The sequence below is a fragment of the Allobosea sp. BH3 genome, assembly GCF_025499465.1.
Taxonomy (GTDB): Bacteria; Pseudomonadota; Alphaproteobacteria; order Rhizobiales; family Beijerinckiaceae; genus Allobosea.
Window position 1 is genome coordinate 253,426 of record NZ_JAIMCA010000001.1, and the last position, 22,388, is coordinate 275,813.

Consider the following 22,388-nt stretch of genomic DNA (forward strand, 5'->3'; position numbering starts at 1 on the left):
ATTTATCTGATTTATCCAGCTAGATCGCAGAATGCGCCGCCTCCTATCGTCAGCCTGAAACACGGCGAAGCCGAGCCCCGAGGCCTTCATGACGACCTACCCCGATCTCAAGCTCTATATCGGCGGCGCCTGGCGGAAGACGGCCGAGGAGCAGCCCGTGCTGAACCCGGCGGACGAGAGCATCATCGGCGCGGTTCCACTCGCCTCCCATGCCGATCTTGACGACGCGCTCGCCGCCGCCGCCGAGGGCTTCAAGGTCTGGAGCCGCACCGCCCCCCGCACCCGCGCCGAGATCATGCTGAAGGCCGCCGCCCTGATGCGCGAGCGGGCCGAGGAGATCGCTCACTCCATCACGCTGGAGCACGGCAAGCCGCTGGCGCAGGCGCGCCTCGAGGTGGTTCGCGGCGCCGAGTTCTTCGAATGGGATGCGGGCGAGGGACAGCGCGCCTATGGCCGCATCGTCCCGAGCGAGCCCGGCATCCGCTATCTCGTGATGCATCAGCCGGTCGGGACGGTCGCCGCCTTCTCGCCCTGGAACTTCCCGATGAGTCAGCCTTGCCGCAAGATCGCGGGCGCGCTCGCCGCCGGCTGCTCGATCATCATCAAGGCCGCAGAGGAAACGCCTGCCGGCGCGCTCCACATCGCCCGCGCCCTGCACGATGCCGGCGTGCCGCCCGGCGTCTTCAACCTCGTCTTCGGCGTGCCGGCGAAAATCTCCGAGTACCTGATCCCCAAGGCGCAGACCCGCCTCGTCGCCTTCACCGGCTCGACCGCGGTGGGCAAGCATCTCTCGGAACTCGCGGCACGACACATGACGCCGGTGCTGATGGAGCTCGGGGGCCATGCCCCGGTCATCGTCTGCGACGATGTAGACCCCGTCGCAGCGGCCCACCTCTCGGCCACCCGAAAGGTCCGCAACGCAGGCCAGGTCTGCACTTCACCGACCCGCTTCTTCGTCCAGCAGGACATCTACGAGCAGTTCACGCGGGCCTTCGTCGAGAAGGCCCGGGCCGTGACGGTGGGAAACGGGCTCGACGCAAACACCGAGATGGGCCCCGTCGCCAATCACCGTCGCATCGAGGCGCTGGAAGCGCTGACTTCAGATGCACGGGCCCGAGGCGGGCGCGTGCTGACCGGCGGCGAGCGCATCGGCAATCGCGGCTATTTCTTCCCTCCGACCGTTCTGACCGACTTGCCGGACGATGCCCGCGCTCTGCGCGAGGAGCCTTTCGGCCCGATGGCGATCATCAACCCGGTCCGCTCCGTCGAGGAGGCGATCGAGAAGGCCAATTCGCTGCCCTTCGGGCTCGCGGCCTACGCATTCACCCATTCGGCCGCCCGTGCCGACCTGCTGGCGGAGAGCATCGAGGCCGGCAATGTCTCGATCAACACGCTGGAGGCCTCTGTCGCAGAGGTGCCCTTCGGCGGCGTCAAGGACAGCGGCTATGGCCGCGAGGGCGGCGCCGAGGGCCTGCACCACTACATGACTGTGAAGACCCTGTCTCACCGTATGGTCATTTGAGGCACGCCGGGCGAGCCTGCTCGGCGACACCGGTTGCGGTTCGGGTGAACGAGGATACGGCGATGCATGGCGTAACGATCAGGCAGGAGATCATCGACCGGGTGATGGCGCGGCGCGGCCGGCTGCATCCGTTCGACAGCCTCGATCCCGCCCGTAGCGCGCTCATCGTCATCGACATGCAGAATACGTTCTGCGAACCCGGTGCCCCGGCCGAGGTCGCCGCCTCACGCGGCATCGTGGCCCCCATCAACAAGCTCGCCGCTGCGCTGCGGCCGCTGGGCGTGCCGGTGATGTGGGTGCTTCATGCCAACAACCAGAGCGCCGGGCGATCCGACTGGGAGCTGTTCTTCAACGGCTTCGTCGCCAATGAAGTCCGCGCGCGGACGATCGAAAGCCTCGGAGCGGAACGCCAGAGCGTCTGGAAGGAGCTCGAAGTCGATCCTGCCGACAGGATCGTGTTGAAGAACCGCTATAGCGCCATGATCGCCGGCTCCTCGCAGCTGGAACGCATCCTGCGCAGCATGGGTATCGACACGCTGCTCATCGCAGGGACCAAGACGAATATCTGCTGCGAGTCGACATTGCGCGACGCCATGATGCTCGATTTCAGAGGGGTCATGGTCGAGGATTGCTGCGCGGCGCTGTCCGACGACGAGCATCGCTCGGCGCTCGAGAACGTCATCCAGCAATTCGGAGACGTGATGACCAGTGACGAGGTCGTCGCACGCATGCGCGCCGCGACATGACGGACCCTGTCTGACAGATCGGTAATCTGATAGCCATCTCCCGGCCATTCTGCCAAGGGCAGAGTTCGACGACTGGCTATAGGGACTGAATCTTGCGTATGGATGCGGCTGAGAGGTGCCGGGCACGGGTTTTCCCGGCATTCTGGCCGCGATGATTCGCTCCGCAACCATGGCCGCGTTGGCGCTGGGCCTCGGCGCCTGCGCCGTGGGGCCGGACTATGTGCCGCCCGCGCTCGAACTGCCGCAGCGCTGGAGCGCTGCATCAAGCGGACCCAAGGCAGCCAAACCGTCCGAATGGTGGCGCGGTTTCCGCGACCCCACCCTCAACGCGCTGATCGACGAGGCCATCGCCGGCAATCTCGATGTCGCGCAGGCCAAGGCGCGTATCCGCGAGGCCCGGGCCACCCGCGAGCAGGCCGTTGGCGCTCTTTTCCCGCAGGTCGACGGCGGCGCGACCGCCACCCGCTCCCGTTCCCAGATCGTGACGCGCAACAGCTTCCGCGCCGGCTTCGACGCCTCCTGGGAGATCGACCTCTTCGGCGCGCGTGATCGCGCCGTCGAGGCCGCGACCTACGGCACTGACGCAGCCTTCGACAATCTCGATACCGCGATGCTGACGCTGATCGGCGACGTCGCCTCCACCTATGTCGAGGCGCGTGGGCTGCAGGCCCGCATCGCGCTCGCCCGCTCAACGGCACGCACCCAGCGCGAGACCGAGGAGCTGACCCGCACGCGCTTCCGTGCCGGCGACATCTCCGCCATCGATACCTCCCGCGCGACCGCCCAGGCAGCCAGCACCGAGGCGCAGATTCCGGCGCTGGAAGCCTCGCTCGCCCAAGCCCAGCATCGGCTGGCCGTGCTGGCCGGCCGGCCGCCCGCCGCCATGGCGCGCTTCTTCGCCCGCGCCGCCGCCGTGCCGGCCACGCCCGCCCCGCCGCGCGCCGGCATCCCGGCCGATGTGCTGCGCCGCCGGCCGGATGTGCGCTCCGCCGAGCGCCAGCTCGCCCAGGCGACGGCCCAGATCGGGCAGGCGGAGGCCAACCGCTATCCTTCGATCTCGCTGACCGGCAGCATTTCGACCTCGGCTCTGAAGCTGGGCGACCTCGCCAAGAACAGCGCCATCGGCTGGTCCTTCGGCCCGACACTGAGCGTGCCGATCTTCAACGGCGGCGAACTGGCCGCCGCGGTCGATGCCGCGCGCGCCAGCCGCGACCAGCAGGATGCGGCGCTTCGCCTGGCAGTTCTGACCGCGCTTCAGGATGTCGAGGACGGACTGGTCGGCCTGCGCCAGGAGCGCCTCAGGATCGCGAGCCTCACTGAGGCCGCCACCGCTTCGAAAGAGGCAGAGCGGCTCTCACGCGCGCTCTACACCTCCGGCAATGCGAGCTTCCTCGACGTGCTGGAGGCGCAGCGCACGAGCTACTCCGCCGAGCAATCGCTGATCGACAGCCGCGTCACGCTCGCCACCCAGTTCATCGCGCTCAACAAGGCGCTCGGCGGCGGCTGGCTCAAGCCCGTCAATGTCGAGGTGCCGGCCGTCGTCGACGGGCAGACCGGCCCGCGCCTGCGCATCCTTCCCGTGGAGGCCCCGCAACCATGAGGCTGCGCCGCCTTGTCCTGCCCGTCATGATCCTCGCCGCAGCCGGCGGCGGCTACTACTGGTGGCAGTCGCGCCAGCAGGCGCAGACGGAGACCGTCGCCCTGCCGAGCGTCGAGGCCACGACCGGTAATGTCGAGGAGGCGGTGCTGGCCTCCGGCTCGCTCGAGCCGATCCGGCAGGTCAATGTCGGCGCTCAGGCCACGGGCCGAATTATCTCGCTCAAGGTCAAGCTCGGCGACAATGTGAAGGCGGGCGACCTCGTCGCCGAGATCGACGGCATCCCGCAGCAGAACGCGCTGCGCTCGGCCGAGGCCGACCTGACCGCGCTCAGGGCCCAGCGCGCCGAACGCACTGCCAGCCTGGCCTATGCGGAATCCGTGCTCGTCCGGCAGAGGCAGATGGTCGGCCAGAACGCCGTCTCGCGTGACGCCTACGAAAACGCCGAGATGACCGTGAACACCACCCGCGCCCAGATCGAGTCGCTCGACGCGCAGATCGTCTCGAGCCAGGTCAAGGTCGAGAACGCCCGCACCAATCTCGGCTACACCAAGATCACCGCCCCCAGCGCCGGCACCGTGCTCGCCCTCGTCGCGCAGGAGGGCCAGACGGTGAACGCGACGCAGACCGCCCCTACCATCGTGGTGCTCGGCGACGTCTCGACCATGACGGTCAAGGCCAAGATCTCGGAGGCAGACGTACTGCGCGTGAAGGCCGGGCAGGAGGTCTATTTCAGCGTGCTCGGCGCGCCGGACCAGCGCTTCCCAGGCAAGATCTCCTTCGTCGAGCCTGCCCCCGACACGCTGAAGACTCAGAACACCACCAGTTCCTCGACTGCGAGCAGTTCCTCCTCCTCGTCCAGCACCAGCGCCGTCTACTACAACGCCCTCTTCGAGGTGCCGAACCCGGAAGGGCGGCTCATGACCTCGATGACGGCCCAGGTCACGGTGATCGTCGGCCGGGCGCAGAACGTCGTCACCATCCCCTCGACCGCCATCCGCCGCCGCGGCCCCAATACCTTCGTCGACGTGCTGGACGCCGACGGCAAGCCGACGTCGCGCCGCGTCACGGTCGGCCTCGACAACAAGATCGTGGCGGAGATCAAGGACGGGCTGAAGGCCGGGGAGCGCGTCGTCACCACCCGCGCCTCCGGCGGCCCCGACGCCACGCGCGCCCCGCGTGCGCGCCGGTCTCCGTTCGGATTCTGACGGTGGGCGTTCCGCTCATCCGGCTCAGCGGCGTCAGGCGCGATTTCGGCGAGGGCGAGGCTGCGGTCGCAGCGCTGGACGGCGCCGATCTCGTCATCGAGGCCGGCGAGATGGTCGCCATCGTCGGGCAATCGGGCTCCGGCAAATCGACGCTGATGAACATCATCGGCTGCCTCGACCGGCCGACCGGCGGCAGCTACGAGATCGACGGCCGCCCGACGCGGGAGCTCGAGCCGGACGAGCTGGCGCGGCTCCGGCGCGAATATTTCGGCTTTGTCTTCCAGCGCTACCACCTGCTCTCGGAGCTGACGGCACTCGCCAATGTCGAGGTGCCGGCGATCTATGCCGGCATCCCGCCGGGCCCGCGCCAGAGCCGGGCCGCGCTGCTGCTGGAGCGGCTCGGCCTCGGCCCGCGCATGACGCACCGACCCTCCGAGCTTTCCGGCGGCCAGCAGCAGCGCGTCTCGGTTGCCCGCGCCCTGATGAACGGCGCGCGCGTGCTGCTCGCCGACGAGCCGACCGGCGCCCTCGACCGCAAGAGCGGCGAGGAGATGCTCGCCCTGATCGAGGAGCTCAACCGCGAGGGCCACACCGTCATCCTCGTCACCCACGACATGAACGTGGCGGCGAAGGCCCGCCGCATCATCGAACTCAGCGACGGCCGGATCATCGCCGATCGGGTGACAGCGCCGCCTTCGGAGAAGGTCCCGCCGCCCTCCCCGGTCCCGCCGCCGCCGTCCGGCCGGCTGCGCGCGGCCTTCGGGCGGCTCAAAGAGGCCTTCGGCATGGCGGTGCGCGCCATGACCGCACACAAGCTGCGTACCACGCTGACCATGCTCGGCATCGTCATCGGCATCGCCGCCGTGGTCAGCGTCGTCGCGCTTGGCGAGGGGGCGAGGCAGCGTGTGCTGCAGAACATCTCGGGCCTCGGCACCAACACGCTGGAGATCTTCCCCGGCGCCGGCTTCGGCGACACCCGCTCCACCAGGGTGCGCACGCTGACCGTGCTCGATGCACAGGTCCTCGCAGGTCAGCCCTATGCCGCGAGCGTAACGCCGACCGTGACGACGAGCAGCACAATCCGCCTCGGCAACGTCGAGGCGAACGCCCTCGTGAATGGCGTCGGCGAAAGCTATTTCGACGTGCGCGGCAGCGTGCTCCTGCGCGGCTCCTTCTTCGATGCCAATGACATTCGCGCGCTGGCGCAGGACGTGGTGATCGACGAGAACGCTCAGGGCGTTCTCTTCCCACAGGGCACGGTGAACCCGATCGGCACGGTGATCCTCGTCGGTTCGGTGCCCTGCCGCATCGTCGGCGTGATGCGCCAGCAGCAGGGCGGTTTCGGCGGCAGCCAGAATCCGCAGGTCTTCCTGCCCTACACCACCGTGCAGGGCCGCTTCCTGGGCGATCTCTCGCTGCGCAGCATCATGTTGCGCATCGACGATGAGACGCCGATGGCGGCAGCGCAGGAGGCGGTGACGGAGCTCCTCACCCACCGCCATCGCGCCAAGGACTTTTTCATTTTCAATCAGGATGAGATCCGCAACGCCATCACCAGCACGACGCAGACCATGACGCTGATGATCTCGTCGATCGCGGTCATCTCGCTTCTGGTCGGCGGCATCGGCGTGATGAACATCATGCTGGTCTCGGTGATCGAACGCACCGGCGAAATCGGCCTGCGCATGGCGGTCGGCGCACGACGCAGCGACATCATGCAGCAATTCCTGATCGAGGCCTCGCTGGTCTGCTTCATCGGCGGCGGGCTCGGCATCCTGCTGGCGCTGGCGGTCGGCTTCGCCTTCGAGGTCTCGGGCTCACAGATGAGCTTCATCTACTCGGGCGAGGCCTTCGCCGTCGCCATCGCCTGCTCGACGCTGATCGGCCTGACATTCGGCTTCCTGCCGGCCCGCAACGCCGCAAAGCTCGACCCTGTCACGGCATTGGCGCGGGATTAAGATTTAAGCGGAACACCTCGCCCCTTCGCCGGTTGATATCTTTGCACGGCAGAGCCGTGGCCTCTCCGAAACCGGGTGCCCGTAGCGCCAGCATGATCATGGCCGCGGGCACGATCATGGAGGCTGAACATGCAGCAGCGGGATATGCTGGACGAGAAGTCCCAGCGCGAGATCAGGAAGATCGCCCATGAGTTGTGGGAAAAGGACGGCCGGCCCGAGGGGCGCGACCGCGAGCACTGGGATGCCGCCAAGGAGCTCTGGGCCTATCGCAGCCACAACCACGTCCTGCCCGACGATACCGAGGGCAGGGACGGCAGACGCCAACAGGCTGCAGATACTGGCACCAAGATGAGAACGCCGCAGCACTGAATCCGCGCGTCACGCCCTGACGGCGTCAGGGGCAGACATAGCCGCCCGGATCGGGCAAGCAGCGCGCGCCCGTGGGCAACACGAGCGCGCCATTGGCGTCGCGCGCGACATAATCGCCATTCGGAAGGGTGAATCCGCCGCGGGCATCTGTGGGAACGCGCGTCCCATCGGGAAGAACGAGTTCGTTGCCGTCGCGCACGATCCGCTTGCCCGGTGCGATCTGCGTCGCCGGCATGGACTGCGGCGGCGGAGCCGGGGGCACCTCCATCGACAGCCTGCCGCAGCCGGCCAGCAGTGTGCCCGCCATCAGCAGCCCAGCCACACCCGCGGTTTTCGCGATTCGGTTCATGCGCGCATTTTTGCAGTGCCGGAGCCGAACACGCAACCCTGATGAAGAAGTTAGCCGGCTCACGCCCAAAAACCCCCTCGGAATCCACCTAGAACAGCGCGCGGAAGCTCTCGGGTAGGCGGAACACCTCGCGACCTGCGATATCGAGCGGGGCGACGTACATCGTCCCGACATCGCCGCCTCTCTCTGAGGGTCGGACGCGGTCGAGGAACGTCTGGCAATGCTGCTCGATCGCCCCGTCCTCCCAATCCGTTCGCTCCAGATCGCCGAAGGAGCGATAGAGGTTGACCAGCGCGAGATCGCTGCTGCGCTGGTGGTGGCCCTGATCCGCCTGGGCGAAATCGAGGCCGCGGGTCAGCGCCTGCCGGCGCATGCGCTCGCCAAGATCGGCATATTTGAGGTGGAAGAGGTAGCCGCCGTTGAAATGTGGCGGCTGGTTGGCGTGGTGGAAGCCGCCGCCCCAGCGGATCGGCTTGCGCACGACCAGCGTCTTGCACATCGGCGAAACAAAGCGGACATGGCCCCGCTGCTGCAGGACGTCCTGCCCGTCCAGCAGGACGGCATTCTCTTCCCCCAGCATCGTCATGACGTTGAATCCGACGCAGGTCGAGTACTCGAAGTCAGTACCGTCGAGCCAGTCGCCGAAGCTGGCGAAGCGGCGCGGATCGTGGCTGACGAACTCGTCGCAATCGGAATAGATCACCGTCTCATAGAGCTCGAGCAGTGCCGAGACGAATTTCGAGACGAAGCGCGCGCGCTCCTGGTCGTCCAGCGCCGAGCGCGGATAGCGCACCACGCTGACGCCCTCGAGCGCCTCCCGAACCTCCTCGTCGCTATCGTGGTCGACGACATAGAGGTTCTCCCGGCCGACGAGCCGGGCGTAATAATCGATCCAGCGCGAGACGTAGAACGCCTCGTTGTACTGCATCGTCACCACGGCAACCTTTTTCATGCGCAGGCCTTTCCCGGCAGCTACATCCGGTGCGGCACGCCGTTGCGGTCGAGGAAGCCTCTCATCCGGTCGTAGGAGGCGGCATAGGACGTCGCGAGCCCCTTGAGCGCGGTCTCCTTGTAGACCGCGCGCCAGCCGCCCTCGGCCAGCGCCGACTCCGGCACGACGGGTATCTTCAGCGTCTCGGCCAGTTCCTGGCTGCGCGTGTCATAGGCGACGAGCACGCCTGGCACGCCATGGGCAACCGCCGGCAGCACGCCATGGACGCGATAGCCGACCGCAAGATCGAGCCCCTGTGAGAAGTGGTCGTAATGCTCGACATCGAAGAAGGAGAAGAGCTGCTTCTCGTAGATGCGCCGCATCGCGGCATCGTCCGGCCCATTCCACCAGCCGGTATGGACGAACTCGGCGACCGCCTTCTCCTTGGCAGCCTCGTCGCGCAGGAAGAAGGCTTTCTCCTCCTGCTCGCCATGGGAGGACATCACCATCTCGCTTTGGCTGTCGACCTTCAGCAACGCCGCGCGCTGGTTGCGCAGATAAGCCTCAGGGTCGGCCGTATAGCTCCTGTCGGCCTCGCGACGCAGGCTGAACGCGACCTTGCGGATGTCACGCTGGTCCGGCACGCGGATATGGAGATCGCGGTTGCGGGTGCGGAAGATCGAGGGGCAGCCGACCACCTCGACATTGCCGATGCCGTTGCGCCGGAGCGTCTCGGCGCTGAAGGCGCCTCGCACGCCGATAGCGGCCGAGCGATCCGCCACGATCTGCCAGAAGCGCTTCGAACTCTCCGACAACTCGATGTCGCGATTCTGGCTCGCCTGCGCCCCGACGCCGATGGCGTAGACCGGCAGCTTCACCTTCTCCAGAACCTCGATAGCCCGGAACCACTCCATCTTCTCGTGGATGAAGTTCGAGCCGCGCACGAAGACGAAGTCGAACTCCTCGGCATAGCGCGCGATATCGGCGTCGGTGGGGTTCATGATCTTCATCGGCTCGAGATGCGCGTAGCGCAGCAGCTTGAGCGTCGAGTCGAAGACGATCATGTCGCCGATGTTGAAGTAGTCGGAGAGCAGCTTCTCCATCGGCGCGCGATACCAGCGCACCTTGTCGTGCTCATAGACCTCGCCGGCCGGATAGATCACCAGCGCGCGCAGGTTCCGCGCGGTCGCGACCGGGCGCAGCAGCGAGCCCGGCGCCAGCGCTCCCGTGCGCGCATCGGCGACCGCGATCGCACGCAGCCGCCCCTCCGGCAGCGCCGGCAGCGGGATCGCGATCTCGGCGACTGTCGCATCCCCCTCGATCAGGCTGCCGGGATGGATCGTGGCGTAATCCTGCCCGTCGATCAGCAGTTGCAGGGAGGGCCAGCCGGCGCCCGCCTCGCGGACGACCAGCACGACGACCTCCTGCGTGGTGGCGCGCAGGATCTTCATGGGCTGCACCGCCTGCCCGGCGGAGAATTGATGCAAGGGCGCGTTCATGGCGTCTCTTTCACGATACGGAGCTTGATCCGGACGAGGTCGCGCTGTGGGCCCATCTTGCAGTCGGCCACATGCATCTTCGTCATGAAGAGGTAAGGCTCGTCGCCGGTCGTCTCGAAGTTGCGGGAGGGCGAGCCCGGGTCGGCGACGGCGCCGTAGGAGTAGCGCACGCTGTCGCCGCAATCCTTGCTCCACATCGTCGGATGGGTGAGCAGGGTCTGCAGCGGCGACCAGTCGATCAGGTCCTTCGACCAGCTATAGGCGACGCGGCCGCCTTCGATGCCCTGCTTCGGATCCGGCCCGAGATGGAAGATCGCGAGCCAGAGCCCGCTCGCCTCATGCCGTGTGACCGAACCCACCACCGTCGGCATCACCTTGAGCGGCTGGCAGGGCTGCGCCTGGGCCGTGTCCTCGCGATAGGGGTCCACGGCGCGGATGGTGAAGTCCTTGCCATCGAAAGCGCGCCAGCCCTGCGGATCCTTGATGTCGGTCGTCCGATAGAGGCAGGTGCCGCCCTTCTGACCTTCACCGCCGGTCGTCGCGATCAGCGCATACCAGGCGCCGTCCTTCTCGACGATGTTGGAAGGGTTGAAGAAGCCGCGATGCCGCCCCTGCCCCACATCCTGCTTGAAGGTCGGCGCGGCGACCAGAACCGGCGGTTCGTCAGAGGTGAAGCTGCGGCCGCCGTCGCGCGAGCGGGCTTCCGTCACGACATTGTACCAGCAGCTCATGCCGTCCTTGAAGCGGCAGGCGCCGGGATGCCGGTCGGCATGATACTCATGATGCATCAGCGCGAAGACATCGCGGCCGTTCGGCGTCCAGGTCGCAGCGATCCAGCTCATGTCGCTGAACTCGCTCGGCTCCGGGCTATTCTTGGCCTCGAAGGAGATCGAGCAGGTCGTGGCGATCCGGTCGAGCGCCGCACCGATCAGCGGCCGGTTCCGGTGGTGGCTGGCAAAGGCCACGACCTCGCCCTTGTCGTCCCGGAAGGCACGCAGCGGCGCATCCGGGATGTGCCATTCCTCGCAGCGCTCCTTCGACCAGGCGTAGACGGTTTCCTCCTGCGCGGCGGGCGCCAGCTCCAGCCGATAGCCCGGCTTCTTCGCCGCGGCCGCGAAGGTGGCCGACAGCAGCAGCGTCGCGAGAAGCGACGCTGCGCCGACCCAGCTCCTGCGGGCCACCCTCATGCCACCTTCCGCGCCGGCTCCGCCGCCGCGCGGCCCGCCATCTTGTTGTCGACGCGGTTTTCGACGAGGAAGTCCCGCATCTGCCCGTAGACGCGGGCATAGGCTGCGTTGAAGCGGTCGAAGCGGGACTGCTCCCAGTAATCTTCCAGTCGGAAATCCTGGCCGCCGAAGACGTCGACGCTCGGGATCTGGAAGGTGTCCGCGAACTCCACCGTGCGGCTGTCATAGGTGAAGTAGATCGAGGGCGTGCCGTTGGCGAGCGCCATCAGGTTGCCGTGCAGCCGATAGCCGAGCACGAGGTCGAGCCCGCGCACCAGCCGCTCATATTCCGCGACCACGTCGGAATAGAACATGCGGCTCTGGTAAAGGCCCTCGACCTGCTCATCGAGATACCAGTCGCGCGCCCAGGCGTTGTCGCGCAAAGCCGCCATGGCCTGCGCCTTCTGCTCGGGTGTTCCGAGCGCGAGCTTCTTTTCCTCGACTTCGCCCTGCGACATCAGCGTGACCTCGAAGCGGTCCGCCATCGCCTTCACCAGCGAGCGGTGGAAGGTGAGATAGCGCTTGATGTCCTGCGCATAGGTCTTGGACACCTCGCGCCGCAGCGTCACGCCCGCCGTCTTCACCTGCTCAAGCGGCGGCAGGCGGATGGCGAGGTCGGGATTGTTGTTCCGGAACGCGGTCGGGCAGCCGATGATGCGGACATTGCGGATGCCGAGATCGTTCAGCACCTCGGCCGAGTAGGTGCCGCGCACGCCGAGCGAGGCGGTGGAATCCGAGATCAGCTTCAGGACCGTCTTGGTCTCCTCGCTGAGCTCCAGCTTGCCGCTGACCGGCGCCTGCGCACCGATGCCGAAGGCGATGACCGGCAGCTTCAACCGGCGCAGCACATCGGCCGCCTTCGACCAGTTCATCTGCGCGTGGATATAGTTCGAGCCGCGCAGGAAGACGTAGTCGTACTCGGCGTTGAGCCGGTCGATCATGGCCGGATCGATATGGGCGATCGGCAGCTCGTCGAGCTTCTCGAAATTGAGCAGCTTCAGCGAGGAATCGAAGACGAAGGCGTCGCCGATGTTGTGGTAGTGGTCGATATGGCTGGCGAGATCGGCGTAGCGATACCAGCGCACATTGTCGTGGTCATAGACCTCCCCGGAGGGGCTGATGACGAGGATGCGGGCCATAGTCTGGTCTCCCCTGTTGTTATGGTTCAGGCGCTCATCGCCGCGGCGTCGCGCCGTGCCGGCTGAGCTTGTCGGCGTTCGGCGATCAGCCGGCGGTAGAGTTCGAGATGGGTCTGTGCGCATTCGACATGGCTCATCGGGCGCTTGATGCCGTCACGCAGCCGGTCCCATAGCTTTGGCTCGGTCAGCGCCCTGACCATGCAGTCGACGAGATCCTCCGGGCTGCCGGAGCGGAAATGCAGCCCATCGACCTCGTCGGTGATCTTCTCGGCCATGCCGCCGAGATTGCTCGCCAGGATCGGCCTGCCGTGGAAGAAGGCCTCCTGGATCACGATCGGCGAGTTCTCCCACCAGACCGAGGGCATCACCACCCAGTCCACGGAGCGCATGAGGTTCGGCATCTCGTGGTTCTGGAAGGCGCCGCAGAAGCGCACCCGGCGCCCTGCCCGCTCGACCAGTTCCGCGAACTTGTCCTGATAGGCCTGAGGCTGGCGCTCGAGATTGCCGCCATAGACCAGCAGGATCGAATCCTCGCCCCAGACAGAATCGGGAATGCGCGTCACCGCGTCGATCAGCACGTCGGCGCCCTTGTAGGGCGTCAACTGGCCGAAATAGGCGAAGCGCGAGCGCCGTGCCTTGGCGTCCGGCAGCGGCCGCGGCGGAGCGGCCTCGGCCACGTCGATGCCGTTCTCGATCATCGAGAAGCGCTCGGCGCTCAAGCCCCAGTCGACATAGCGACTGGTGAGGAAATGGCTCGGCGAGACAAAATGATCTGCCAGCCCCAGCATGCCGCGCACGAAGGTCTCGCGCGCGAGGAAACGCGCCGGCGAAATGTCCGGGAAGCAGCCGTTGCAATCGGTCGGCGAGGCCCGGTAGCAGAGCTTGAAGGCGCCGGTCTTCACCATCTGGCCGTGGTGGTGACAGATCGAGAGATACTCATGGAAGGTCACGACGATCCGCGCCTCCGGCAGCGCGTCGCGCACCGTGAAGAGGCATTCCAGGCCGAGCCCGATGAAATGGTGGAAATGCACCACGTCGGGCTTCAGGTCCTGCAACACGCGCAGGAAGTCGCGGTCGATCTCCTCCGTCGCGCGGTTCGAGATCAGGAAGTGGTCGTATTCCTCGGCGTAGTAGAGCAGCTCGCCGCCGCGCTGGCGCAGGCTCATCAGCGCCGTCCCGGCATGGCGCTGCGTCGGCGCACCGACGCGGGCGAGGTAGTGGGTGTCGATGCCCTCGCAGGCCTGCAACCCCTTGTGCAGGTTGTATGAGGCGACTTCGGCCCCGCCCAGCGAGAGCGACGGATGGCCATGGGATATGACGAGAACGCGCATTCCTCAGCCCTTCATGTTGGAAATGGCGAGCGCCCAGCGCCGGTCGAAGCTGGTCCGGTCGGCGAATTGCGCAAGCGCAGCGACGGGAGCGGCAGCCGCCTCCCCGTCATCGACCGCGTAGACCTCGACCTCCGGCACCCAGATCGAGGGCGCGCCCTGCATCCTGAGCTTGAGGCAAAGGTCGAGCCCCTTTTCGGCGGTCGTGAAGTAGTTGCGTGCGAAGCCGCCGGCCTCGATGAAGGCCGCGCGCGAGAGCACGCAGCATTCGCTGGCGCCGGCCGCGACTTCCATCGGCCCGAGATTGCCGATCGCATCGAGTGGATAGCCGACGAAACGATTGGCGATGCGCCGGTTCTGCCCCTCGCCTTCCAGCCAGGCACCTGCCCAGCGGATGGAATTGTCCTCGAAGAGGAGCGTCGGGCTGGCTACGCATTGGCCACCACGAGCGCGATAGGCCCGCTCCAGGCGGCCGAGCCAACCCGGCATGCGGATCTGCGTCACACCGGACAGCAGCGCCACGGTCTGGAAGCGGCAGGCCCTGACGCCCGCCTCCATCGCATCGCAGGCATCCTCGACGCCTTCGACAGCGACGAGCCTGACCGACAGCCGATAGAAGCGAGCGAGCCGCCGCGCCTCTGCCCCGACCCGGTCGAAGCTCTCGGATGGCGCGGCCAGCACGATCGGCAATGGCCGGACCTCCGGGTCCATCGCCAGCAAGGCGAAGAGTGCCGAGAGCTCGCGGGGCCGATGGTCGAGGCCGATAACGAGGCCCAGCGGGGCCTCCGCCTCGAAGGCGCCGACATCGACGGTTTCGGCCGCTCGCGGTGGCGCGATCTCCGCCGCCTGCAACGCCGGCGCGATCTGACGCTCGACGACGGCGCTCGCGGTCGCCGAGCGCGGATCGAGCAGGCCGAGGATACGCTCGAGGCTGCGCCGCGCCTGGCCACGATTGGCTTCGAGCGGCAGGAACGCAGGCCCCGTGCCCTGAACATCGAAGGTGAGGTAAAGCGGCTGGCCGGCCTCCGGCACGAGCTTCGGTGCGAAAACAATGAAGCCATGGCTGTTCCGGCGCGACGCCAGAGCCGGGCCGAAACGCGGATCCTCCATGAAGGCCGCGGTCACGTCCGGCCGCTGCACCCGCGTCCAGAGGCGGTCAATGGCGCAGGATTGGCTGCCACTGCGCAGCGTCACCGCATCGACCTTGCGCTCGGGATCGAACAGCCAGCCAATGATCAGCACGCCGGTATCGTCGACGATGGTCGCGGCGTCAATGCCGGCGCGCACCGGCTCATTCAGCAGACAGACCGTGTCGCGCCCGTCGAAACGCTGCGAGGCGCGGCGCAGCTTGTCGCTGGTCGCCTGCGGGGCGCTGCCGCGCTTCAGCCCGTCGCGCAGATGCCCCGGAACCGTGATCGGCTCCAGCAGCACATAGCGCTCGTAGACCTCCAGCGCCCGCCAACCGTCGCTGCCGCGGAAATAGAGGCGCTCAAGCTCGCTCGGATGCTGGGCACGGCAATCCTCGAGCAGGCCGAAAAAGCCGCGCGCGCCCTCGCCGAGATCGTCCCGCTCGAAGGTCCCGGCTTCGAGATGGGCCGATGAGAGCCCGCCATGGGCGATCAGCAGGCTGACGCGCCCGGCGGCGAAATGGGAAGTCCAGCCCTGCAGGAAGATGCCGTCGCCATCGAGCGAGCCCATCACCTCGACGAAGCCGCCCGGTCGCGCCACCGTCTGCAGCAGCATCGACACGGCCCGCAGCCGCCGCGGATTCGGCGCGCCGCTGAGCAGCACTTCGAGCAGCCCGTCGACCACGCTCGGGAAGGCCTGCCCTGCCTCCTCGGCGAGTTCCGACAGGAAGGCCTGCAACGGCAGCGGCTTGGGCGCGAGAATGAGCCGGAGCGGCCGGCCGGGGCGCCCGATCAGCAGCGCACCACTGCCGGCTCTGTCAGCCGAGGGCGCGGGCGCGAGGCACAGGAATCCCGTTGCGACGGAAGCCTCGGCTCCCGCTCGGCGCCAGCTCAGCACCATCGTCTGGGCGCGGTTGCGCGGATTGCCGTCGACCGCGACCGGCACCTTGGCCGGGATGGCGTCGCAGGCGCTCATGATCAGGATCGCGTTCTCGCCGAGCGGCGTCCAGGCCACGGTCGGCGCAGGGCTGATCGCCGTCATCTCCGGAACGATGACCTGGCTCATGTCGCTAGCTCCACAGCGTCACGGCGAGCGTGACGAAGGACATCGCCGCCGCGAGCCCGGAGAGGAAACCGAGGATGAGCGTCACCTGCCTGAGCGGGGCGCGCGCCTCCTTGCGCATCAGGACGAGCCGCTCGTCGAAGGCGCGCAGCGTGCCGTCGAAACGAAGCTGGAAGACGTCGAGCTCTCCGAGACGCCGCGCGATCTCGCTCGTCTGCTCGGCATCCATCTTCGCCGCCTCGGCGAGGGCATGATTGTCCTCCAGCCGCGCGGCGATCCGGTCGAGCTTCTCGCTGAGTTCCTTCTGCGCCAGCTGGCCGCGTCGATTGAGCGCGATCAGCACCTCGACCTTGTCGAAGAAGCGCGCGAGCGGCACCGCGATCGCCGCCTCCGCCGCGAGCTCGTCCGCCGCCGGCAGGCGCAGCTCGAGTTCCGCGCCGGTCTCCGGCGAGACACCGATGACCGTGAGCCGGCCGCGGGCCGCCAGCAGCGCCTCGTCGAGCTCCATGGAAAAGGCGTGCCGGCCGTCGCCGATGCCATTGCGGCGCAGGTCGATGCGGCTCTGATCCGCTTTGGTCTCGCCGACGAGCTCGCCGTCGCGATAGAGCTTCACCGCCATAGCCTGGTCGGGACGCGTCTCGTCCCAGATCCAGCCATGCAGGCGGCTGCCGTCGATGGCATCGACGCGGCCGTTCAGCCGAGACGGATTGACGTTCGGCAGGCGGATTGCAGTTTCCTGCTGTTGGGCTGTCGTCATGCGGCCTCCCTGAGCCTGAGGCTATCGAAGAGGGTGAGATGCCGGCCGGCGCATTCCGCCAGCGACGGCTGTTCGGCGATGCCATGGACGAGGCGCTGCCAGAGCCCGGCCTCGTCCATGGCGCGACGCATCGCGCGGGCGAGCGCGGCGGGGTCGCCCGGCCGGACATGCAGCCCATCGACCTCGTCGCGGACCATCTCGGCCATGCCGCCGATATTGCTGACGATCAGCGGGCGGCGATGCTGGAAGGCTTCCTGGATGACCAGCGGCGCGTTTTCCCACCAGATCGAGGGCATCACCACCCAATCGACCTCCGCCATCAGCGCCGGCACATCCTCGCGGGAATAGGGGCCGCTATGGCTGACATGGCCGCTGGCTGTCGCGAGCGCAGCGTCGAGCGCCGTGGTGAAGCTCTCGGCCTGGAACGGCGCGCCGCCATGGATGCGCAGCGAGAAATCCTCCTCGCCGGAGGCCGCGAGCAGCTTAGCCGCCTGCAGCAGCGGCAGCACGCCCTTCCACGGGTTGAGATTGCCGAAATAGCCGAAGCGGCCGCGCCGACCGCTCGCCGGCCGGTGAGCCACCGCCTCCCGCGCCGGGCGGGCGTTTGAGATGACCTCGATCCTCTCCGCCGGGAGGCCCCAGTCGACATAGCGCTGGCGCAGGAACCGGCTCGGCGAGACGAAACGATCGACCACCGCCAGATGCGTCTTCAGGAAGCGCTCGCGCAGCAGGAAGCGGTCCGAGCCGATCTCGGGGAAGCAGCCATGGCAGGCGCCGGGCGAGGCACCCGTGCAGCGCTGTCGGTCGCCCGGCCGCACCATCAGCCCGTCATGATGGCAGATCGAATAGTAGTCGTGCAGCGTCATCACGATCGAGACGTCCGGCAGGAGCCGGCGCGCCAGCGTCAGGAACTCGGCGCCGATCAGCACGAGATGATGGATATGGATCACATCCGGCCGGAACTCGGACAGCAGCGTCCCGAGATCCTGCAGCGTGCCGTAATGATCGATCTGGCTGAGATGGAAGCGGTCGAAATGCCCGCTCCAGAGCAGCACGTCGTCGCCCGCCGCTTGCAGCGCCGTGCCCGGATGGGGCTGGCGATGGATCGCATTGGTCGCACCGAGAAAGAGCACCTCGCAGCCCTGCTCGCGATAGGCGCCCGCGAGATCATGCGCGAAGATCTCGGTGCCGCCGGGATGCAGCTCAGGATGATTATGGGCAACGACGAGGATGCGGCGCGTCATCGGGCGCCCCCCGGCTTCACGGCCAGCAGCACGTCCTGATAGTGCGCCGCGCTGATGCCGCGCCAATGGCCCGGACGCAGCGCCTCGACGGCAAGTCCGGCCTCGGTCGCCTGCTCCAGCAGGAAGGTGGAGTCGATGCCGGCCGCGGCGAGCGGCGCCTCGTCGATGGCATACCAACCCGGCCCGTCCTGCCAGCGCTTGAAGGAAAGACGCTCCTGCCCGGTCTTCTGATCGATGGCGAAGGCGGTGAGGAAGAGCCGTCCGCCCGGCGCGAGCAGGCGCGAAGCCTCCTGCAGATAGACGACGAGCTCATCCGGCGGCAGATGCGTCGCCACCGAGGTCATGGTGATGAAATCGAAGCTGCCATTGGCGAAACCGAAGCGGACTTCGATGCCGGGCAGCGAACCCTGCGGATTGTAGAGCGGGTGCGCGATGTCGAGCCGCTGGAAGCGGAAACGCGGATAGGCCGGCGTGATGGTCTGGGCGCACCAGAGGATGCCGTCCATCACGGGGTCGACGCCATCATAGCTGCCACGCGCGGGATCCAGATACTGCGTCAGCGGCACCGCCATGCGGCCGATGCCGCAGCCGATGTCGAAGACGCGCTCATGCCGCTGCAGCCGCCCGATGCGGACGAAATGGCCGAGGAACTCGGCGCCGATCGCGCGATAGTCGCCATCGCCGACGAAGATCGAATCCGGGGGCGGATGCGGCATGAATCGGTTGGTCTGGACCGCCGCAAGGAGCCAGTCGAAATCCGGCCCCGGCGGCGCGAGCGGCGGGGGCGCCGGCACGGGCTGCGGTGCGGCCTGTCTCGGGGCTGTCATGTCGATGGCCGTCATGGCGCTCATGCCGCGGTCGCCCTTCCGAAGTTGAAGCGGGGAATGGGGTTGGCCTCCTCGGACGCGGGCGCTTCCAGCGCCGGCTCCGTCGCAGCGGAGGTCTCGAAAGCCAGCATCAGCGCGTCGATCTGGGCATCCCAGCGCTTCGTCTGCAGCCAGGAATTATGCTGGGAGGCGGCACCGCGCATGTAATCCGCGCTGCGAGAGATCGATTGCCGTTCGAGATGATAGAGCGAAACCTCCGGCGCGTAGATGATGCCGAAGCCCGCACGCCGGACCTTGAGGCAGAGGTCACTGTCCTCGTAGTCGCCGATCACATAGGTCTCGTCGAAGCCGCCGAGATCGTGGAACAGCGCGCGCGGCATCACGATGCAGGCGCCCGTGACGCCCGGCACCGGCCGCTCGACATTGGCCGGCGCATAGCTGGAAGGCATGCCCTTGAAGTAATGATGGTTGAGCCAGGTGCCTTTACTGTCGCGCTTGAAGAACAGCCCGGCATGCTGCAGCGAGCCATCGTCATAAACGAGCTTGGGACCGACGGCGCCGACGCGACCGCGTCTGTCCAACCTCGCGATCAACGCACCGAGCCAGCCATTCTCGGACGGGATCACGTCCGAATTGACCATCGCCAGAACCAGTCCGCGTGCCTGCCGCGCGCCAGCATTGCAGGCAGCCGAGAAGCCGCCATTGCGGCGCATCACCGCCAGCCGCATCGGCAGTCCGTAGGCGAGATAGAGCCCGCCAAGCAGATGCGCGACCTCGGCCGCGTGCTCGGGGGAATCGAGCACATAGATCAGCTCGGCATTCTCGACGAACCACGGGTCGCCGGCGAAGGCCGCGACCTGCACCCGCAGAAAATCGTAGACGCGGTAGAGCGGGATCACGACCGAGACTTTCGGTCGCGCGGGCCTGCGCCCATAATCCTTTACCTCGGGCTCGGAGCGGTTCTCGCGCAGCTCTTCCTGGCAGGCGGCCAGCACCGGGGCGAGCGTCGTCTCCAGCATCTGGGCGGTGAGATACTGCGGCGGGATCGCCGAGAGCGCCCGCGCCCGGATGGTGGACGCGTCGGCCGGCTGAACGCCGGGGCGCAGCGTCAGCGTCGTGCCGGATTTGAGCCTGATCTCGCAGCGCGGCTGCAGCACCGGGGCGCCGGCCGCGTAGTCCGGCGCGAGCGCCGCGAAGCCCGTGGCGGCCCGCGTCTCGCCGTCCTCGCCCGTGGGCAGTCGTACAGGGAAGCGCTGCAGCCTGGCCAGCATCGGCACGGGCTCGCCCTGCCCCCGGTGCAGCAGCACTTCCTCCAGCAGATCATCGGGATCACGCAGCCACCCACCGATCAGCAGGCCGGCGCGATTGCACAGCGCCATGTCGAGTTCCGCGGCCGGGAGATCGTCCTTGCGGCGCACATGCTGGACCGCGAGCGGCACGCGCCGTTGCATCTCGATAGCCAACAGGCGGCCCTGGTCGGACAGGCTCGCGAGCTGTTCGACGAGCCAGTTGCGCAGACCGTCGCGACTCGCGGCCTTGCCCGCCCACCAGCGGCCAAGCGAAGGCGCGCCCTGCCGTCCCGGCAGCGTACGAAGGACGAGCCCGCGCTCGCCCTGCAGGATCAGGAGGCCGCCGCCGCGCGCCGGCGGCGCGTCCAATACGACATGAAGCTCGCGTTTGCCGCTGCGGTCCGCCTGGCCGAGCCTTGCCGGCGCATTCAGGCGAGACAGGCCCGCCGCATCGAGGCGCGTGGCTGCACGAAAGGAGCCGAAATCGGCAGGAGCGATGGTCTCGAACAGCCAGCGGCCTTCGACGAGGGCCGCCGCCGGCTGCATCGCGCCCGGCTTCGGGAAGAGCGCCAGCAGGAACTGGCGCAGAAACGAGAGATAGCTCGGAATGGCGCCGAGTCCGAACAGGGGCGGCCACGAGCCCAGCAGCGCATTCGCCAGCGTCAGCCGCGCCTCGGGCGCCAGCTCCCGCAGAATCTCGGTCGGATCCGCCGCGCCGTGAACGAGGGTCGGGTCAAAGCTCGCCGTGACGTTGCCCTGCGGAGCATGCTCCGCCAGTGCCGCCGTGATCATGTCCCCCGAGGAACGGAAGGCGACGGCGAGCCGCTCGCGCCCGTCGCGCAATCGCAGCGAAACCGAAGCCGCCGCGAGGCGACGCCCGCCGCCGGTCAGCGCGATCGAAGGCTTGCCGAAGGGCGAGGCCTCCAGCGTCCAGCACAGCAGGAAGACCGAGCCGCCGAGGCGGTGCAGCTCGAGCTGGGCCGGCGGCTGCTGGGCAGAGGCGGCGGCCGCCATGGTGGCGGGGGCGGGTGCGAACATCCGTATTCCTTCGGGCGTTGTCTGCGGACGATCCCGCTTCGCGGGCGTCCTTCCGGCATTTCGAAGGAGTGGCGCCGGCCGATAGCGGGCCGGCGCCCCCTGGCGCGCGCTCGACGGGTGGGCGGGGGATGAGCGCACCCCAAGGGTCTTGGCTTTCGGCCTGCTCCACCCTCCGGCCGCTTGCGGCGCGGCGGATGGAGCCGGCTTAGAGCGATCAGGCCACCGTGAAGTAGCTGTTCGGATCGGCCTGGATGTCTTCGGCCGTCACGCCGACGAGGGTCAGCGTGTCGCCATTGCCGAGATCCACGACCGCGTTGCCGCCGACGTTGGACGCACGCGCGGCGACGTCCTCGGCCGAGGCCACGCCCGTGCCGTTGATGTCGGACGAGATCTGCAGCAGGTCCGAGCCCGCCTCGAAATCGAGCACGACGTCGTTGCCGCCGCCACCGGTGAAGACGAAGGTGTCGGCGCCGCCGCCACCCTGCAGGATGTCGTCGCCAGCGCCACCGAAGAGCATGTCATCGCCCGCGCCGCCCTGGAGGACATCGGCTCCGGCGCCGCCCTGAAGGATGTCGGCACCGTCGCCGCCCTGCAGGATGTCGTCGCCAGCGCCGCCCTGGAGGATGTCATCACCCGGGCCACCCTGGAGGATGTCGTTACCCTCGCCGCCGATGAGGATGTCATCCCCGGCATTGCCGCGCAGGATGTCGTCACCGAGGCCGCCGGTCAGGACATCGTTGCCCTCGCCGCCGAACAGGGCGTCGTCACCCTCATCGCCGGAGAGCACATCGTCGCCCAGCCCGCCGAACAGGGCGTCGTCGCCTTCGCCACCGAAGAGGGCATCGTTGCCCCCATCGCCATAGAGGAGATCGTCACCCTCCTCGCCGAACAGCGAATCGACCTGATCGCCACCGCGGACGATGTCGTCCCCCGCGCCGGCGAGAATCACGTCACTGAAGCGACTTCCAATCAAAAAGTCGTCGAATGCACTTCCTTCGATTGTCGCCATGAACACCTCCTTGCGATCTGATGAACCCGGAGCCCTCCGACGGCGCAGCCGCGGAATCAAAAATCCAGGAACGGTTCCGACAGCATTACAGAGAATGATGCCGCTCGACATCGCTAGAATTACTCAGTTAGTGCGGCGCAGCAAGATATTTATTGTGATGAT

General features: G+C 67.5%; 18 protein-coding genes. 6 read left to right on the top strand and 12 right to left on the bottom strand.

The features are described from left to right. Positions 1 to 88: 88 nt before the first annotated feature. From BoBH3_RS01240 to BoBH3_RS01265, 6 genes are all read left to right on the top strand, one after another. Positions 89 to 1,522, top strand: a complete 1,434-nt coding sequence (locus BoBH3_RS01240) for an NAD-dependent succinate-semialdehyde dehydrogenase (protein WP_262328934.1) — start codon at positions 89 to 91, stop codon at positions 1,520 to 1,522. A gap of 62 nt (positions 1,523 to 1,584) precedes the next feature. Next, the gene (locus tag BoBH3_RS01245; RefSeq protein ID WP_262328935.1) at positions 1,585 to 2,268 is read left to right on the top strand and encodes a cysteine hydrolase; all 684 of its coding nucleotides are present in this window, start codon (positions 1,585 to 1,587) and stop codon (positions 2,266 to 2,268) included. A gap of 151 nt (positions 2,269 to 2,419) precedes the next feature. Next, positions 2,420 to 3,868, top strand: a complete 1,449-nt coding sequence (locus BoBH3_RS01250) for an efflux transporter outer membrane subunit (RefSeq protein ID WP_262328936.1) — start codon at positions 2,420 to 2,422, stop codon at positions 3,866 to 3,868. After that, the gene (locus BoBH3_RS01255; RefSeq protein WP_262328937.1) at positions 3,865 to 5,073 is read left to right on the top strand and encodes an efflux RND transporter periplasmic adaptor subunit; all 1,209 of its coding nucleotides are present in this window, start codon (positions 3,865 to 3,867) and stop codon (positions 5,071 to 5,073) included. Before BoBH3_RS01250 ends, BoBH3_RS01255 begins: the two co-directional genes overlap by 4 nt. A 2-nt stretch (positions 5,074 to 5,075) precedes the next feature. Continuing rightward, positions 5,076 to 7,031, top strand: coding sequence for a MacB family efflux pump subunit (locus tag BoBH3_RS01260; RefSeq protein WP_262328938.1), 1,956 nt, complete (start codon positions 5,076 to 5,078; stop codon positions 7,029 to 7,031). Positions 7,032 to 7,160: 129 nt separating this feature from the next. Then, complete coding sequence (locus BoBH3_RS01265; protein WP_262328939.1) at positions 7,161 to 7,400, top strand: DUF2934 domain-containing protein; 240 nt, start codon at positions 7,161 to 7,163, stop codon at positions 7,398 to 7,400. A gap of 25 nt (positions 7,401 to 7,425) precedes the next feature. On the opposite strand, the gene BoBH3_RS01270 is transcribed toward BoBH3_RS01265, so the two are convergent. The 12 genes from BoBH3_RS01270 to BoBH3_RS01325 all read right to left on the bottom strand — a co-directional run bounded on the left by BoBH3_RS01270 (position 7,426) and on the right by BoBH3_RS01325 (position 22,226). After that, a complete protein-coding gene (locus BoBH3_RS01270) occupies positions 7,426 to 7,749 on the bottom strand; it encodes a hypothetical protein (RefSeq protein ID WP_262328940.1) in 324 nt (107 codons plus the stop codon). An 88-nt stretch (positions 7,750 to 7,837) separates the two neighbouring features. Further along, complete coding sequence (locus BoBH3_RS01275; protein ID WP_262328941.1) at positions 7,838 to 8,701, bottom strand: glycosyltransferase family 2 protein; 864 nt, start codon at positions 8,699 to 8,701, stop codon at positions 7,838 to 7,840. Between the two features lie 20 nt (positions 8,702 to 8,721). Beyond that, positions 8,722 to 10,179, bottom strand: a complete 1,458-nt coding sequence (locus BoBH3_RS01280) for a polysaccharide pyruvyl transferase family protein (protein ID WP_262328942.1) — start codon at positions 10,177 to 10,179, stop codon at positions 8,722 to 8,724. Next, the gene (locus BoBH3_RS01285) at positions 10,176 to 11,366 is read right to left on the bottom strand and encodes a hypothetical protein (protein ID WP_262328943.1); all 1,191 of its coding nucleotides are present in this window, start codon (positions 11,364 to 11,366) and stop codon (positions 10,176 to 10,178) included. Before BoBH3_RS01285 ends, BoBH3_RS01280 begins: the two co-directional genes overlap by 4 nt. Then, positions 11,363 to 12,544 (bottom strand): polysaccharide pyruvyl transferase family protein, encoded by a 1,182-nt coding sequence (locus BoBH3_RS01290; protein ID WP_262328944.1) that lies wholly within the window; start codon positions 12,542 to 12,544, stop codon positions 11,363 to 11,365. Before BoBH3_RS01290 ends, BoBH3_RS01285 begins: the two co-directional genes overlap by 4 nt. Positions 12,545 to 12,570: 26 nt before the next feature. Next, entirely contained in the window at positions 12,571 to 13,875 is a 1,305-nt protein-coding gene (locus tag BoBH3_RS01295) for a glycosyltransferase family 4 protein (RefSeq protein ID WP_262328945.1), read from the bottom strand. A gap of 3 nt (positions 13,876 to 13,878) precedes the next feature. Beyond that, positions 13,879 to 16,065, bottom strand: coding sequence for a glycosyltransferase family 2 protein (locus BoBH3_RS01300; RefSeq protein ID WP_262328946.1), 2,187 nt, complete (start codon positions 16,063 to 16,065; stop codon positions 13,879 to 13,881). Positions 16,066 to 16,069: 4 nt separating this feature from the next. Continuing rightward, positions 16,070 to 16,819 carry a hypothetical protein gene (locus BoBH3_RS01305; protein ID WP_262328947.1) on the bottom strand — a complete coding sequence of 250 codons (750 nt, stop codon included), beginning with the start codon at positions 16,817 to 16,819 and terminating at the stop codon, positions 16,070 to 16,072. Next, positions 16,816 to 18,063: a glycosyltransferase family 4 protein gene (locus BoBH3_RS01310; protein WP_262328948.1), complete on the bottom strand. Its 1,248-nt coding sequence runs from the start codon at positions 18,061 to 18,063 to the stop codon at positions 16,816 to 16,818. Before BoBH3_RS01310 ends, BoBH3_RS01305 begins: the two co-directional genes overlap by 4 nt. Continuing rightward, positions 18,060 to 18,914 (bottom strand): class I SAM-dependent methyltransferase, encoded by an 855-nt coding sequence (locus BoBH3_RS01315; protein WP_262328949.1) that lies wholly within the window; start codon positions 18,912 to 18,914, stop codon positions 18,060 to 18,062. Before BoBH3_RS01315 ends, BoBH3_RS01310 begins: the two co-directional genes overlap by 4 nt. After that, on the bottom strand, positions 18,911 to 21,217 hold the full coding sequence (locus tag BoBH3_RS01320) for a glycosyltransferase (RefSeq protein WP_262328950.1): 2,307 nt from the start codon (positions 21,215 to 21,217) through the stop codon (positions 18,911 to 18,913). Before BoBH3_RS01320 ends, BoBH3_RS01315 begins: the two co-directional genes overlap by 4 nt. Before the next feature lie 214 nt (positions 21,218 to 21,431). Continuing rightward, positions 21,432 to 22,226 carry a calcium-binding protein gene (locus BoBH3_RS01325; RefSeq protein WP_262329647.1) on the bottom strand — a complete coding sequence of 265 codons (795 nt, stop codon included), beginning with the start codon at positions 22,224 to 22,226 and terminating at the stop codon, positions 21,432 to 21,434. Positions 22,227 to 22,388 lie beyond the last annotated feature (162 nt).